This window comes from Chelativorans sp. M5D2P16 (genome assembly GCF_034427935.1).
Lineage (GTDB): Bacteria > Pseudomonadota > Alphaproteobacteria > Rhizobiales > Rhizobiaceae > Chelativorans.
The window spans coordinates 1-14,303 of record NZ_JAXQNM010000013.1; the positions used below are offsets into that span (position 1 = coordinate 1).

At 60.1% G+C, this 14,303-nt stretch carries 19 protein-coding genes; 10 read left to right on the forward strand and 9 right to left on the reverse strand.

The window, feature by feature from the left end:
- Positions 1 to 22: 22 nt before the first annotated feature.
- On the forward strand, positions 23 to 469 hold the full coding sequence (locus tag SIN08_RS23615) for a DUF4158 domain-containing protein (protein WP_416208039.1): 447 nt from the start codon (positions 23 to 25) through the stop codon (positions 467 to 469).
- 149 nt (positions 470 to 618) lie between these two features.
- Here SIN08_RS23615 and SIN08_RS07250 read toward each other — a convergent pair whose 3' ends face one another.
- Positions 619 to 849, reverse strand: coding sequence for a hypothetical protein (locus tag SIN08_RS07250; protein WP_416208044.1), 231 nt, complete (start codon positions 847 to 849; stop codon positions 619 to 621).
- Positions 850 to 1,023: 174 nt separating this feature from the next.
- On the opposite strand from SIN08_RS07250, the gene SIN08_RS07255 reads away from it, so the two are divergent.
- The gene (locus SIN08_RS07255) at positions 1,024 to 1,659 is read left to right on the forward strand and encodes an RNA polymerase sigma factor (protein WP_322450913.1); all 636 of its coding nucleotides are present in this window, start codon (positions 1,024 to 1,026) and stop codon (positions 1,657 to 1,659) included.
- A complete protein-coding gene (locus tag SIN08_RS07260; protein WP_322450914.1) occupies positions 1,656 to 2,039 on the forward strand; it encodes a VOC family protein in 384 nt (127 codons plus the stop codon). The genes SIN08_RS07255 and SIN08_RS07260 overlap by 4 nt, the downstream gene beginning before the upstream one ends.
- A 227-nt stretch (positions 2,040 to 2,266) precedes the next feature.
- Here the strand turns inward: SIN08_RS07260 and SIN08_RS07265 are convergent, their stop codons facing one another.
- Positions 2,267 to 3,022, reverse strand: a complete 756-nt coding sequence (locus tag SIN08_RS07265) for an SDR family NAD(P)-dependent oxidoreductase (RefSeq protein ID WP_322450915.1) — start codon at positions 3,020 to 3,022, stop codon at positions 2,267 to 2,269.
- Positions 3,023 to 3,041: 19 nt separating this feature from the next.
- Here SIN08_RS07265 and SIN08_RS07270 point away from each other — a divergent pair, with 19 nt between their 5' ends.
- On the forward strand, positions 3,042 to 4,067 hold the full coding sequence (locus tag SIN08_RS07270; protein ID WP_322450916.1) for an AraC family transcriptional regulator: 1,026 nt from the start codon (positions 3,042 to 3,044) through the stop codon (positions 4,065 to 4,067).
- A 146-nt stretch (positions 4,068 to 4,213) separates the two neighbouring features.
- Here the strand turns inward: SIN08_RS07270 and SIN08_RS07275 are convergent, their stop codons facing one another.
- A complete protein-coding gene (locus SIN08_RS07275) occupies positions 4,214 to 4,741 on the reverse strand; it encodes a tyrosine-type recombinase/integrase (RefSeq protein ID WP_322451261.1) in 528 nt (175 codons plus the stop codon).
- Between the two features lie 246 nt (positions 4,742 to 4,987).
- Between SIN08_RS07275 and SIN08_RS07280 the strand changes: the two genes are divergently transcribed.
- Both SIN08_RS07280 and SIN08_RS07285 read left to right on the forward strand, forming a co-directional pair.
- Complete coding sequence (locus SIN08_RS07280) at positions 4,988 to 5,365, forward strand: VOC family protein (RefSeq protein ID WP_322450917.1); 378 nt, start codon at positions 4,988 to 4,990, stop codon at positions 5,363 to 5,365.
- Positions 5,366 to 5,383: 18 nt separating this feature from the next.
- Positions 5,384 to 6,277, forward strand: a complete 894-nt coding sequence (locus SIN08_RS07285; protein ID WP_322450918.1) for an arginase family protein — start codon at positions 5,384 to 5,386, stop codon at positions 6,275 to 6,277.
- 129 nt (positions 6,278 to 6,406) lie between these two features.
- Here the strand turns inward: SIN08_RS07285 and SIN08_RS07290 are convergent, their stop codons facing one another.
- Together SIN08_RS07290 and SIN08_RS07295 are read right to left on the reverse strand one after the other, a co-directional pair.
- Complete coding sequence (locus SIN08_RS07290) at positions 6,407 to 6,934, reverse strand: AAA family ATPase (protein ID WP_322450919.1); 528 nt, start codon at positions 6,932 to 6,934, stop codon at positions 6,407 to 6,409.
- A gap of 388 nt (positions 6,935 to 7,322) precedes the next feature.
- Positions 7,323 to 7,802, reverse strand: coding sequence for an Lrp/AsnC family transcriptional regulator (locus tag SIN08_RS07295; RefSeq protein WP_322450920.1), 480 nt, complete (start codon positions 7,800 to 7,802; stop codon positions 7,323 to 7,325).
- 106 nt (positions 7,803 to 7,908) lie between these two features.
- Here SIN08_RS07295 and SIN08_RS07300 point away from each other — a divergent pair, with 106 nt between their 5' ends.
- Complete coding sequence (locus SIN08_RS07300) at positions 7,909 to 8,823, forward strand: EamA family transporter (protein WP_322450921.1); 915 nt, start codon at positions 7,909 to 7,911, stop codon at positions 8,821 to 8,823.
- Between the two features lie 185 nt (positions 8,824 to 9,008).
- Here SIN08_RS07300 and SIN08_RS07305 read toward each other — a convergent pair whose 3' ends face one another.
- Positions 9,009 to 9,896 (reverse strand): LysR family transcriptional regulator, encoded by an 888-nt coding sequence (locus SIN08_RS07305; RefSeq protein ID WP_322450922.1) that lies wholly within the window; start codon positions 9,894 to 9,896, stop codon positions 9,009 to 9,011.
- Between the two features lie 245 nt (positions 9,897 to 10,141).
- Between SIN08_RS07305 and SIN08_RS07310 the strand changes: the two genes are divergently transcribed.
- The 3 genes from SIN08_RS07310 to SIN08_RS07320 all read left to right on the forward strand — a co-directional run bounded on the left by SIN08_RS07310 (position 10,142) and on the right by SIN08_RS07320 (position 12,779).
- Positions 10,142 to 10,756, forward strand: coding sequence for an NAD(P)H-dependent oxidoreductase (locus tag SIN08_RS07310; RefSeq protein WP_322450923.1), 615 nt, complete (start codon positions 10,142 to 10,144; stop codon positions 10,754 to 10,756).
- Positions 10,757 to 10,867: 111 nt separating this feature from the next.
- A complete protein-coding gene (locus SIN08_RS07315) occupies positions 10,868 to 12,010 on the forward strand; it encodes an MFS transporter (RefSeq protein ID WP_322450924.1) in 1,143 nt (380 codons plus the stop codon).
- Positions 12,011 to 12,113: 103 nt separating this feature from the next.
- The gene (locus SIN08_RS07320) at positions 12,114 to 12,779 is read left to right on the forward strand and encodes an MBL fold metallo-hydrolase (protein ID WP_322450925.1); all 666 of its coding nucleotides are present in this window, start codon (positions 12,114 to 12,116) and stop codon (positions 12,777 to 12,779) included.
- A 264-nt stretch (positions 12,780 to 13,043) separates the two neighbouring features.
- Here the strand turns inward: SIN08_RS07320 and SIN08_RS07325 are convergent, their stop codons facing one another.
- The 3 genes from SIN08_RS07325 to SIN08_RS07335 all read right to left on the reverse strand — a co-directional run bounded on the left by SIN08_RS07325 (position 13,044) and on the right by SIN08_RS07335 (position 14,280).
- Positions 13,044 to 13,229, reverse strand: a complete 186-nt coding sequence (locus SIN08_RS07325) for a hypothetical protein (protein WP_322450926.1) — start codon at positions 13,227 to 13,229, stop codon at positions 13,044 to 13,046.
- An 84-nt stretch (positions 13,230 to 13,313) separates the two neighbouring features.
- Complete coding sequence (locus SIN08_RS07330) at positions 13,314 to 13,508, reverse strand: hypothetical protein (protein WP_416208028.1); 195 nt, start codon at positions 13,506 to 13,508, stop codon at positions 13,314 to 13,316.
- Positions 13,509 to 13,836: 328 nt separating this feature from the next.
- Positions 13,837 to 14,280 carry a helix-turn-helix domain-containing protein gene (locus SIN08_RS07335; protein ID WP_322451262.1) on the reverse strand — a complete coding sequence of 148 codons (444 nt, stop codon included), beginning with the start codon at positions 14,278 to 14,280 and terminating at the stop codon, positions 13,837 to 13,839.
- Positions 14,281 to 14,303 lie beyond the last annotated feature (23 nt).

Consider the following 14,303-nt stretch of genomic DNA (forward strand, 5'->3'; position numbering starts at 1 on the left):
GCAAAATCGCCGCACTGCCCTCATCTTCACCTCTTACACTGATCGGGCGTTCGTCGCTACGCATCGCGGCGATCACAATCCTCCGCGCGTCGCCATCCAGCTTGGCTCGCTGCGACTGCTCAGGATTCTTTTTGAAGATATCGGCCAAGTTCCTGTCTCCGCCCTGCGCTTCAGCGCTCGTCACTTTTCGTTTTCGGATCACGAGGAAATGATCGCGGAATGCGCGCGCAGCGAAGGGCGCGGCGACATGCTCCCCGCATCCGCCGCAATATGGCTAGCCACCTTTACCGACCCCGGCATCGAGCGCCATTGCGGGTCGAGCCGGAATTGGAGGCATAGCTCTTCCATCTCGCCTCGTATCGAAGGCAGAGTGAGGCGGAAGCGCGGTGGGTGTCGGACCGAAGAAATTCAGGAGAGGATCGATGCGTGCAAATGGGGTGGCACAAGCGACTCCGTTCAGCGCAACTGAGATGGAAATGGCTGGAATTCGCGTCTGGCGGCGTCGCCGCATACGATGCCGACTTGCCTGTATGGTAGCGAGCGATTTCTATCTCATCGCCGGACAGGCGCTTGAGTGCACGGCGTCGCCACTGTCTAAATGTGAACTTTGCGGCTGGTCTATCTCTCAGAATCGTACTCGTCCCGATAGTGCTTTAGAACGAATTCGACATCTTTGTCGCCTCGGCCGGACAGGTTCATCAAAATGCTTTCCGAGGAAGGGCTGCGCTCTGCCAACTTGATCGCGAACGCCAGCGCGTGAGAACTTTCGAGAGCCGGGATGATCCCCTCCGACTTTGCTATGCGGAAGAAGGTGCTGATCGCCTTATAGCCATAGACGATGTCGCGCACGATGCTTCCAGCTGCTGGCTTGAAGCACACGCGTCCGCTTAGCCGGTTCGGCCTCCAAGAGCTGCCTAGCCGCTCTCCACCCACAAATGGCCGTTCTGGCACAATGCGCTATGATGCGCGATCATAGTGCACTAAGTGTAATTGCCTTCCCATAGTTTGACGAGTTTTAGCCCGGTGCGCTCAACCCTTTACGCTCAGCTTCACGCCATTGCCCGTCGCGAGAGCCGCGACAACAGCGTGGCTGAGGATGTGGTGCAGGAAGCGTTATTAGCTGCGGTCCTCACCGGCCGCACCGAATTTGAGGCACCCGAAACGGCGCGTTGGCTAACCGGCACGGTGCGCAATCAGGCACGGATGATCGCCCGTAGCGCAAGTCGACGTCGTCGGCGGGAGGGCCAGTGGCTGTTCCTGACCGAACTGGCCGAAAGAGTTGAGCAAAGCGATACCACCACCTTTCTCGCTGGTCTGCCGAAATCACTCAAGGCGGTTGCGGCGCTCACGCTTTCAGGTCACAACCGACGTGAAATCGCATACCTACTGGGCCTTTCCGATACCGCGCTACGCCAGCGCATCGTGGCGCTAAAACGCAAGGTGGTACAGGCCGGGCTTGCGCTCCCCTCGGATCTACCGGGGCTTGGACTGGATATCGCCTATGGCCGCGTTCGCGATACGCTGCTGCCCGCATTGCTGCGCCATGGCGGGGTTTTTGCCAGTCATGATCCGGATGGACATATATTTTTGGTGCGGCGCTCACAAAATGCCGATCGGCGGCAACAGGCGGTGCAACTCAAACAGGAGGGCTCACGATGAGCTTTAAGCCAAAAAGCGCCAGCTTGGTCTATTATGTCAGCGACATTGCACGCACCGAAGCATTCTACAACGAGACCTTCGGGCTCGAACTCGAACGCATGGAGGGAGCAGAGCCCTACTGGCTGCAGGGCACGCTCGAAGGCGGGCTGGAACTGGTCTTTTTTCAGCAGGAGGGTGTGCGCGGCAATACGCCGGCCATTATCTTCACCGTGCCCGATGGCGGGATCGACGACGTGATCGCTGATCTCGCGGCCAAGGGGGTGACCATTGTCACGCCGGTCAGCGAAGCGCCCGGCGGCTGGAGCGCCGATTTTCTGGACCCGGATGGCTTTGGTCTGGGCCTTTGGCAATCGGAAGAACTCCCCCGGTCGCTGAGGTAACACCTCTGAGGGCGCTTCTTAGTGAGCGCCCTTCTGACGCGCCAGACGTCTGCATCAACGCCATACCCATCAAAAGCGGCCGGTCTGTTTCCCACCAATTTGGGTCGCTCGCCTCGCGGCCCTTGATTTGCCGGGCGGCTTCACAGAGAGTGTGCGACCACGTCATCTGTTGAACGCAGGCATCAGGGCGTGGCCCGCCGGCATTGTGCCGGCGGGCCTTGGTTCGACTACCAGGGGTAGGTTTCGTTGACCGAACCCGTGAAGGTGCCCGTTGGGCCTTCGCTGCTGAGGGCGACACGAACGGCTTCGGCAGCCCCTTGCTGGACGGTCTCGGTGCCTTCGTAATTATTGAGCGCAGTGCTGGTGAAGCCCGGTGTCACTGCATTGACCTTTATACCTTCGGATTCGAGATCGATGGCAAAAGCCAGCGTAATGGCGTTGAGCGCGGTTTTGGAAGCGCCATAGCCGGGGTTGAATGTCGCCCGATAGGGATTGGGCGTGGAATTGATGGTGAGCGAGCCGAGGCCGCTCGAGACGTTGACGATGCGTGCGGCTTCCGATTTGCGCAGCAGGGGAACGAAGGCCTGGGTGACGGCGAGAACGCCGAAGACATTGGTTTCCCATATGGTGCGCACTTCGTCGACCGAAATCAGCGTCGCGCGCGAGCGCTGGATATAATCGTGCATGGTTTCGCTTTCCTGACCATTGGCCCGGGAAATGGCGGCATTGTTGATGAGAATATCGAGGCGGCCGAACTGCTGCTCGACCTGCGCGACGGCGGCGCGGATCGAAGCCTCATCGGTGACATCGAGCTGGATGGGATGAACATCCCCGTCGACGGTTTGAGCTGCTGCCTTGCCGCGGTCGAGATTGCGCGAGGCGAGCAGCACCGTGAGCCCGCTGGCGGCGAGGTCGGTCGCGATCTGTAGCCCGATGCCCTGGTTGGCGCCGGTCACGAGTGCGATGCGTGAGTTTTCAGTCATGACATGATCCTGTTCTTGATTGACCGAACAGGAGATGGTCATAGGCGATTGGACGTTCTATATCCAGAAGTCCAGGGAAATTTCGAATGAGTCCAGAATGGCTGATCCCCTTGCCCAGATTGTCGGTTTGCTGCAGCCGGGCGCGCCGTTTTCCAAATGTGTCTCCGGCTCGGGACCATGGCGAGTGAGGCGGACGCAGTCGCCCAATCCCTATTACGTCGCCGTGCTCGAGGGGAGCCTGCGTTACCGGGATCACCAGAGCGGCGAGGTCATCGTCAATGCAGGCGACTTCATCCTCATTCCATCGGCCCAGGACTTCATGATGTGGAGTGAGGTGCCCAGCAAAGACATCGACATGGTGATCGATCCGGTCATCCTGCCGGGAGGCGGATATCGCGTCGGCAGCATCAATGGTCCGATCGATATGCGGGCGCTGGTCGGTTACTGTATTTTCCAGTCCGACAATGCGACTTTGCTGTCCTCGCTGCTGCCCAAACTGGTGGTCGTGCGTGGCGAGCATCGCTTGGCCATGCTGATGCAGTTGCTGGGCGAGGAGGCTGTGGGGAGCAAGCCGGGGCGGGAGGTTGTGTTGCAGCATCTCCTTGAAGTGCTGCTGATCGAGGCGCTGCGGTCAACAGCCCAACTGGGCAACTCCCCGGGATTGCTGCGCGGCTTGTCGGACGAGCGGCTGGCCGTGGCGATAAGGGGTATGCATACAAAGCCCGACCGCAGCTGGACTGTAGCCGAACTGGCGCGGGAGTCAGCTTTGTCGCGATCAGGTTTCCATGAGCGGTTCCAGAGCGCGGTGGGCATGGCGCCGATGGAGTATCTGAAAGCTTGGCGGCTGGCTTTGGCCAAGGACCTTTTGCGCAAGCGGGAAGCTAGTGTAGGCGAGATTGCCCGACAGGTCGGATACCGTTCTGCCAGCGCCTTCAGCGTGGCGTTCACGCGCGACGTAGGCGTGTCGCCGGCACGCTATGCGCGCGAGACTGCCGCGGCATTGCCCGGCACCGCGGCAGAGGAATTTGAAGGCGCCATCGCCTGAACGAGGAATGGGTTGCCGTGAACGTCGACTCTCACCGTGTTCCGGCCAAAAGCAGACAGTCCGCTGTCCACCCAAATCGGATCCCTTGGTCGGAGAATCTGCGGCGGTAAGCGATCACCCGCAGTGGAGGGATGACCGCTTCACGGTTAGATCTCGTTTCGTTCAGCCAGGAGCAACGCGTCCTCGATGTCGACACCGAGATACCGCACCGTGTTCTCGATCTTGGTGTGCCCAAGCAGAATCTGGATGGCACGCAAATTACCGGTCGCCTTGTAGATCATGGCAGCTTTCGTTCTTCGCAGGGAGTGCGTGCCATACTCCGATGGCCGCAGACCTATTGCAGTGATCCATTCGTCAACCAGTCGGGCATACTGCCTCGTGCTCATGTGGTGCTCATGATTGACCCGGCTGGGAAAGACATGGTCATCGACGGTGCCTCCACGCCGCTCCAACCACGACAATAGGCTGGCACGCACGTCACTGGTCAGTTCGAATTGGACAGGACGTCCGGTCTTCTGTTGTACGACCGACGCCCGCGTTCGGATCTCCGGTCCCGTTACCAGATCTCCAGTCTTGATCTTGACCAGATCGCAGCCGCGAAGCTTGCTGTCGATCGCGAGATCGAAAAGAGCCCGGTCTCGAACCCGGCCTTCCCGATCCAGGAAGAAGCGGATTGTTCAGATCTGCTTTTGTGTCAAAGGGCGCTTGGTTCCAACCGTCTTTCCGGCATTCCAGGCCGCCCGACCGCGCGTTGCGGCATCATATCGAGTGTAACCCATTTCAGTTCTCCTTGGCCTTGATTGGCCGAAAGAGAAACGGTTGAGAAGCTGACAACCGTGGGTGGATAAACGACGGTCGGCTTTGAGGGAACAATGATCGGAAGCTGCCGTTACGGAACAAGGTCGGAACGGGAGGTCGTTGTGATCCACCATGTCTCGGTTGGGACAAATGACGTTGAACGGTCAAAGCGCTTCTACGACGCTGTCTTGCCCATCGTCGGCATACTGCCAATGGCAGAAGACGAAGGTGGGCTGGGTAACGGCAGCGGCACATTTCACTTCAGCGTTCAGGTTCCGATTGACGGAAACCCTGCGACCGTGGGCAATGGCACTCATATCGCCTTTGCCGTCGAGGACCGTTCGATGGTCAATCGATTTCACGCAGCAACATTGAAACATGGGGGCAGCGACGATGGCGCTCCGGGACTGCGGCCGGATTACGATGCCAACTATTATGGGGCGTTCATCCGCGATCCAGACGGTCTCAAAATCGAGGCAGTGACCTACTCCGCAAAATAGTCGCTGACGGAGGCGCCCATGCCGACCCTCCCCTATGCAATTCTCGAAGCCCCTTCCACGCTGGGCTTGGCGACCGCCGGTGTGGAGCGCTTACCCGACCAGCTCCTGGACCTCGGTCTTGCGGAGCGCATCCATGCGCGCCGCGTCGAGCGGCTGACTGTGCCTCCGAAGGACCCTACGCCCGATCCCGAGACCGGCACCCTGAACGCCAGGGCGATTGCAGCGTGGTCGCCCAAGCTCGCCGACGCGGTGGAAGCGGTGCTTGACGCGGGCGAGTTTCCGGTGGTGCTGGGCGGAGATTGCACGATCTTGCTGGGCTCGATGCTCGCGTTTCGACGGCGCGGCCGCTACGGCCTGTTCTTCATCGACGGCAACGCCGATTTCTTCCAGCCCGCGGCGGAACCCAATGGTGAAGCCGCCTCGATGGACCTTGCCTTCGTCACCGGCTACGGCCCGTCGCTCCTGACCGACATCGAAGGTCGCGGTCCTCTGGTCCGCCCTGAAGACGCTGTCGCCTTCGCGTATCGCGATCACAAGGATCAGGAGGAGTACGGAAGCCAGCCGCTCCCCGAAGAGCTCAAGGCGCTTGACCTTCCCGCCGTGCGCGCGACGGGCATCGAGGCCGCCGCGCGCGAAGCGGTCGACCACCTGACGCGAGAGGAACTGGACGGTTTCTTCATCCACCTCGACGCCGACTGCCTCGACGACGTCATCATGCCGGCTGTCGATTTCCGCGTGCCGGGCGGGTTGTCGTGGGACGAGCTGAGAGCCGCGCTCCGGGTTGCCTTGGCAAACGGCAAGGCAGTCGGCCTCGAGATCACCATCTACAATCCGCGCCTTGATGAGGACGGCAGCGCCGGGCGCGGCCTAGCCGACGTACTAGCCGCAGCGCTGGGAACAGCAGCGCCATGAACACGGCGAGCAATGTGTGCCTTCCGGCGCAGCAGCGTGCATTTTGAACGACGGACTTGAGGTCGGTTGCCGCCAAACTGCTGATCGCAGTTCCCCAATGGCTCAATCTGGTGGAAAGCGGACGGCCTGCTACAGCTCGGAAGCGCTGCTTCTAATTATAGCGTTTAAGCGTGCTTCGATCGCGTCAACGGCATCGCTAGCAGATAGAAGCGCAGTATCAACCACCAACCGGTCGGTGGTCCACGGGACGTATTCGCGGGCTTTCACCGCCGCCCATGACGGAAGCTCGAACCCAGCTATATCTGCAGCCCGTGTTTCCACACGCCGCCTGTGCTCGTCCTCGTCACTGCAAATCATCTCGGCCTCAAGGAAGGTTACTCCAACCTTTTGAGCTACATCCCGCCAACCCTGTCGGCTTTCCGGCACCGGATTGACGCTATCGGCGATGACAAGATTGCCTAGCTTGAGGTTCGAGGAAGCAATGGCGAAGGCTACAAGGTATCCCGCGGGACCGATATCGCAGCCTGTGTCCGCGTTGTGCACGAGGGTGTGTTCGATCTCGTCGACTCGAATGTAGGTGGCGGACCGCTTGGCGGCCAACGCCTTTCCGATGGTCGTCTTACCCGTACCCGGCAATCCGCTGACGATGATAAGCATATGGAGTGCTTTCGGCTGCTTTCCTATGTCCAGTTATATGCGTTGGCCGCACGAACGGGAATGACCGACTAGGGGGTCGGCAGCGGAATGGCAATTATCTGCTAAACTCGATCAAATAGCGGACAGACCGCTTCCGGCCCGAACACGTCATTCGGCAATCGGCTTGGCGATGAACGCTCAGTCCGCAATCTAGTTGTCAATTTCACAAGTGAAATGGAGCGCTCAGAAGAAAACCGGAGTGGGCCGGAACGTCGCGGTTGGGTCAAAGTCTCAGATGCGCCAACGTCGCGACAGGGTGGAAAGTACGCGTTGACGCTGCTGAGCCCGAATTGGGCAGTAAGCGGACAATTCTGCCGTTGGGCGAATATCCGAAAGTACCCGACTGCGATCAGTCTTGTTCAGCGATTGGCAACGGAGGCAATCGCCGTTGGACCGGCGATGACTGGATGATCGATGTGTTGGTCATGGCATAGGGGACAATCAGGTCGATGACCCGCTCCATATCTGCGATGGATGCGAGGTTTGCGCGTGCTAGAAAGCAATCTTCACCGGTCACGCGGTCGCATTGCGTGATCTCGGGGATCCCCTGGATGATCTCCGCCACACGCTGCATTTCACCGGGAACGGGTCGGACACGGAACCAGACGGCAATCGGAAGGCCGACGGCTTCGGCGGAGACGTTCGCACTGTAGCCGGTGATGATCCCTGCCTCTTCTAACCGTTTGACGCGCTCGGCCACGCTTGGCGAAGACAGCTTCACCTTGCGGGCAAGCTCTGCCGTGGTTGTCCGGCCGTTCTCCATCAGAGTCGTGAGAATCGTCTCGTCAATCCTGTCCAGATGACCACTTTCATATCCAAGACGCTTCATATCTATTCACCTTTCTTGCGCAGGAATAATACAAAATATACCTGCGTTATTCCATGTATTGCCAGCAATTTACCCTTCATAATTTAGAAATGAAAGGGGATTTGCCATGTCATCTGAAGTCGCCATTCCTAATGGTCTCAACCGCGCGGCCGAAGCCGTGCCCCCCCATGCCTGGTTCGGGGTCAGCGCGATTTTCCACTATCTCGGGCCGTCCTTCGCGGTTCTGCTGTTTCCGGTCGTCGGCGTGGTGGGTGTCGCCTGGTTCAGGATCGCGACCGCAGCCTTGGTGTTCGCGCCTATCACGAAACCCTGGCGCACGATCCGTGAGGCAGATGCAAAAACCCGCTGGCTTCTGATCGGTCTGGGCGTCTGTCTCGCCGTGATGAACACGTCCTTTTATCTCGCACTCGACAAGCTGCCGATGAGCCTCGTGGCCGCGATGGAGTTTGTTGGAACGATCGGCGTGGCGCTCTGGGGGCTGCGGACAAAACGGAACGTGGTGGCACTCGTTCTCGCCGTTATCGGCGTCTTTGTCCTGATCGACGTGAAATGGTCGTCAGACCCGCTCGGGCTGTTTTGGGCTACGCTTAATGCTGCGCTGTTCGTGGGCTACATTATTCTTGGCCACAAGGCCTCTGAAGGCGGTGCGAGCGGGGGCGTGGAGCGCCTTGGCGCGGCGATGGCGATTGCCCTCCTGATCCTCATGCCCATCGGCTTCATGGAAGCCGTCCGCGCATTCGGGATGCCGCTGGTGGTGCTGGCGGGGATCGGCGTGGGCGTTTGTTCCTCCGTGATCCCCTATGTCTGCGACCAGCTTGCGATGTCACGCCTCCCTCGGGCCTCTTTCGCGCTGCTTCTCGCGCTGTTGCCCGCGACGGCCACAATCATTGCCGCAATCGTGCTGGCTCAGATACCAACTCTACAAGATCTTCTGGGCATTGCTCTGGTTATGATTGGCATTGCGATCCATCGGCCAGCGCCGACGCCAATTCCAGCGGCGCAGAACGAGGCTGTTGCATGAACCTTCCAGTGTATCCGGCGCTGTAGCCTCAGAGCCAGACCTGCTGCACCACCATAATGTCGTGGAGGGGGCTCGATCGCGTCATTCACCGCGCAAGCGGCCGCTCGCGGCAAGGGGTGGAAGTTGCCTTTCATCTTGTCTGCTGGAACGGGCAAGAAGCGGACATACCGGACATTCCACGCACTCTAGTCATCGGCATCGCGCACCGTGCGTCGCAGCACCTCCGCCAGCAGACGCACACCGGGGCTCGCGCCAACCGCATCACGGAAAACAAGAAAAAGCTCGGCCGACCTGCGTGCACGCTCCGCAATCGGCAGTTCCTTTAATGTGCCGGCCTTGATATCCGCCTCGATCAGCGTTTCCGCATACCAGCTGAAGCCCAAACCGCGCCGTGCAGCGTCGATCGATGTCGACGTCTGGGAAAAGATGATCCGGTTCTGAGAGACCTGCCAGGCGCCGTGGTCAACCCGGCGCTCACCGCTGTCGCGAATGATGAGATGATGGTGATCCCGAAGGTCGTTCAGCGAGACCTGATCGAGGCGATGGAGGGGATGCGACGGGGCGGCAACCGGCAGGAACTGGACGCGCATGATCGGCTCGCCCAGGAGCCCGTTCGGGACTTCGGGTGCGATTGCGAGATCGACCTGCCCATCTTCAAGCAGTTCCATGGAGCCGGCCACGACGGTTTCATAGACCTCGAGACGAGTCGTCGGACGCTCGGCGGCGAAACTCTTGATACCGTCGAGGAGGATGGCCGGTGGGAACATGATGTCCGCCGCCAGGCGCAACTCGGCCTCATGACCGACGGCCATCTCGGCAGCGGCTTTCTCGATGCGCCCTGCCTCGGCCAGAAGGTACCTGGCGCGAAGATATAGCGCCTTTCCCTCGGCGGTCAGGACAGCCTTCCGCCCCTGGATTCGGAAGAGTTCGACGCCCGTCCGCTCCTCGATTTGTCCCACGGCATAGCTGACCGAGGACTGGCTCTTGCCGAGCGCGTCTGCGGCGAGGGCGTAACTTCCGGCATCGACGACGCCAACCAGGGCGCGCCACTGCTCCAACGAGATCAAATTCATCTATCCATCCGATAATAACAGCCGAATCTTTGCGCTATTTCATCTAACTGGGAAATGTATCTTGCCTCAATCCCAGTGAAAGGGCCGTGACACATGCAGATACCGACGCCGACCTAGCACCGCGCACGCTACGCGCATCGCCTTCGAACAACCACGAACATCAAGCCCCCAAACGCATCGGACCGACGTCGCGATGCGAATGCTTCCGCTCGTTTCCAGCAACCAATGCAAAGGGAGAACAGACCATGTCAGACAAGCCGATCCATCTCGCCATCCTCGTCGGCAGCAATCGCGAAGGCCGTTTTGCTCCGGTAATCGCGCGGTGGTTCACGCAGCAGGTCCAGTCGAACGCCGAGTTCTCGGTGGATGTCATCGATCTGGCAGACGTCGCCCTGCCTGCGGCTATAACGGAAACGCCAAGCACCGAGGCAGTGTCCTTCTGTGAGCGGTTGGCGGCGGCGGACGCCTTCGTCATGGTGGTGCCCGAGTACAATCACAGCTTTCCAGCGGTTCTCAAGCACGCCATCGATTTCGGCTACCAGGAATGGCAAGCCAAACCGGTCGGCTTCGTCTCCTATGGCGGGTTTGCCGCCGGCCTGCGGGCGGTCGAGCACCTGCGCGGCGTCATGGCGGAGCTGCACGCCATGACCATGCGGGACACGGTCAGCTTCCAGAATCCGTGGGACGCGTTCGATGATGAGGGACGCCCCGTCAGCCCCGGCGGCTGCGCAAGGGCGGCGGCCGTGATGCTCCACCAGTTGAAATGGTGGGCAACCGCACTGCGCAACGCGCGCGTCGCCGAGCCTTATACCGAAGCGCCAGCCGTTCCGGAGAAACAGCAGTCGTTCGACGCCGCATGATGTCGGCCCAAGCAATTCTCCAGCCAGTACAACCCACCTTAGACGGAGACGAACACCATGTCCGTAGCACATAGCCTTGAAGACGGCCGAGACAGAACGGCAGGCTGGCCCATGGTCCTCATCATCGCGGGCGCGGGCGCCGTTTCCGCCTTTCAGGTCGGAAAAGCGCCCATGGCGCTGAACGCCATACAGAGCGATCTCGGTCTAAGCCTTGCCGTGGTGTCCTGGCTCATTTCGGCCTTCGCCATAGTCGGTGCTGGTTTCGGCGCACCCATCGGATTGGCAGTGGACCGGATCGGTGCCAAGCGTATGGTCGTGGGCGGACTTCTTTTGCAGGCGCTCGGCTCAGGTCTCGGCGGTGTCGCCGGGGGTGCCGGCCCGCTCATCCTGTCGCGTGTCGTCGAGGGGCTAGGCTTCGTCTCAGTGCTCGTGGCGGCGCCCACGATTATTTTCGCCACAGTCTCCCCGGGTCTCCGGGATCGCGCGATCGCGGTCTGGGCGACCGTTATGCCGGTCGGCATGACGGTGGTGATGCTTTCGGCACCCTTGTTCACCTATCTCGAATGGCGCGGGTTCTGGATGCTCAATGCGGCAATCCTGCTCGGCTATGGCCTATTCTTCGCTGCTTCGACCCCTGCGAGAACAGCGACCGGGCACGACCAGAATATCAAGGAACAACTGGCGCGTGTCGCTGTCGCGCCCGGCCCCTGGATTCTGGCCCTCCTGTTCGCCGCCTTTTCAGCTGCCTTCTTCGCCATCTTCGGTTTCTTGCCGACACTCCTTACGGAACGCTTCGGGCTAAGCCAGAACCTCGCGAGCATGGTTGCGGCTGTCTCCGTGGCGGCAAGTGGGTTTGGCAATCTCGTTGCCGGTCATCTCCTTTCTGCAGGGCGACGCCCGCTTCACGTCCTGATAGCAGGGTTCCTTGCCATGATGCTCTTCGGCTTTGGCGTTCTGGCCGTCGATCTGGCCTGGCCGTTTGTCGCCAGCTTCGCGGTTCTCCTGTCCTTCATGGCCGGGCTTGTCCCGGTGGTGTTGATGGGATGCTTGCCCAAGCTCGCACCGCGGCCCGATTTGATCGGCGCGACGATGGGATTCGCTATCCAGGGCAACAATGTCGGGATGCTGGCGGGTCCGGTCACGGCCGGCGCACTGGCGGCGAGCTATGGCTGGGGCAGTGTGGCGATCGCCGTAGCTGCCGTCTTGATTGCCGCGATCGCACTCGCCTGGCGGGCGCTGCCCGCGCAGACCTGAGACCGCATGAAACGGATACTCGGATCAGCGAGGCAACTGCCGGCGCGATCGATCTCGCGCCGACAGCGACACCCACAGATCACTTCACGATGGGAGAAACGATATGCGTGAGCTCTATCCCGATCTCTGGCAGACAACATCCGAGCACCCGATGACTGCCTTTCCGCACTCGACATCCAACGCCTACCTACTGTTGCAGGAAACAGGAAATATCCTGTTCTATTGCACTGGGCGCGAAGCCATCGGCCAGAGCAACGAGCAGGCCGACTTCGACCACATCGCTGACCTTGGCGGCATCACCCAGGTTCTCCTTGGCCACTGGCATGAGGCGTCACCCTCTCTCAAGGAGATCAAGGGCCGTTTCGGGGCAGAAATCGTCGTCCATGCACGTGATGCTGCGCCGGTCGAGAAATACTCCGGGGTCGCGCCGGACATAATCTTTTGGGATCGTCACATGCTTCACGCGGGTGTTGAGGCGATTCCTACGCCCGGTCACACGGTCGGCAGTGCCTGCTATCTGTACCGCTCGCCCCACGACAGAACCTACCTCTTCACAGGGGATACGATCTGGCCCGCTCGCGGCAGTTGGACGAGCGCGACTTTCGAGGACGACGCGAAACAATCCGCGCACCGCTCCAGCCTGGATGCACTTGCAACGCTAAGGCCCGATGTCGTGCTTTCAGCCATTTCCCCGGACAATACCTGCGCGGAAATCTCGCCCGATGAATGGGTATCCGCGACGGACATAGCAAAAGCACGGCTAGCCTGATCCGGCGAAGTCCTAAAGGAGAGGTTGTCCTTCGTCACGCGGCCAGAACGTCACGCTCTACCGTCTCGGCCTCTCCTCTAAGCATCAACGCAATTGCGCGGTCGTGGAAACTTGGTAAGTAAGGTTGTCTCAAGGGCACGATAGTGTCCAAGAAGGTAATTTATCGTGGCAATCGACAACATTGTTGTTAAGTGACATGCTTTTTTGCTCCTGTCCTCATCATAACGCATTGAAAATAAAAGAGTAAGATACTGGCGCTATCAGTTATTTTGCTTTTTTTGCCAAGGTAAATTGCCCCTGCGCACCGGCGTCGCAAAGTGGTGAAAGCGGACGGGCAGCTTTCAGGCAGGTATTTAGCAGAAGGAGACGCTGAATGGTCAGCTCCACCTCTTTAGCAGTAACCGGCATTGGTGCAGGGTAGCCCGGATTCACCGCCGGGACAGCCGCCATCTGCAGTCGGCTAACTGGCGGCGAATGGATCAACCGAGGCGATCTTCAAGGCAGAAGGATACCTGTTCAGGAGATTGCTGCTGATCAGTCCGCCAGCCTGGCGCGGGCGAGCGACTGTGCCTGCCGGATTTGTCCTTGGTAAAGTGCATCCTTGCCTGGATACCAGGGCATGGTGCCAATGGCGTCGAAGCCAGGGATTGTTTCCATGTGGCGCACCATCCGCCGGCGCATCGCCTCGTCCGGCAAGGGGCCGCGCATCGCCCCGAGATTGTCGCTCATGTGGATCCGGATCGGACGTCCCGCAAAGCACGCAGGTGACCGCCGGATGAGGCCCATTGATTTCGCTGTGCCACGCAGCGAATTGCGCCTCGCCCTCTATTCACGTGCACGGTCGCGATGGGGGCCGGAAACTGACCGTCCGCAATCAGGACGAAACCACCGGATAGCGGCCAATCCGCTGACGATCCTTTGCGGATATCCGGCCCCTTTACACGCTGCGCAAGCTGACCCAGTTCGGACCGTCGTCCTGTTTGAGTCACTGCCCGGATCCGGTCTTAAGCCACAGCCCTGATACGGGGCGGCTGACGTTCCTGGTGGGTAGCAGAAGTCAGTTCGAACTCGTTTCGGTGCGGGCTTTTCCGGCAGTTCCCGAGAGCTTACGGGTGCGCGCTGCGGCCTTCATCAGCTTCCGGAAAGACGGGCATTCCAGATGGCTCGGCGCCGGACAGTCGGCGACATGACGAAGCGCGTCACGCAATAAGCGCAGGTCCACCATCTGCCGCTGCAACTCATCCGCTTTGGCACGCAGCTCTGCGCGCGGAAGATCGACTTGGCCATCCGGGCGGAACATCGCTGCGATCTCAACGAGCGAAAAGCCGGCTGTTTTGCCCAGGGCGATGAGAGACAGCCTCAACAGCACATCCGGGTCGAACTGCCGCCGAAGCCCATGTCGACCAAAGGAGCGGATGAGACCGATTTCCTCGTAATACCGCAGGGTCGAAGGCCTTACACCGGTGCGCTCGGCGACTTCGCCGATATCCAACATTTTCATGCTTGACCTCAAGTTGGCTTGAA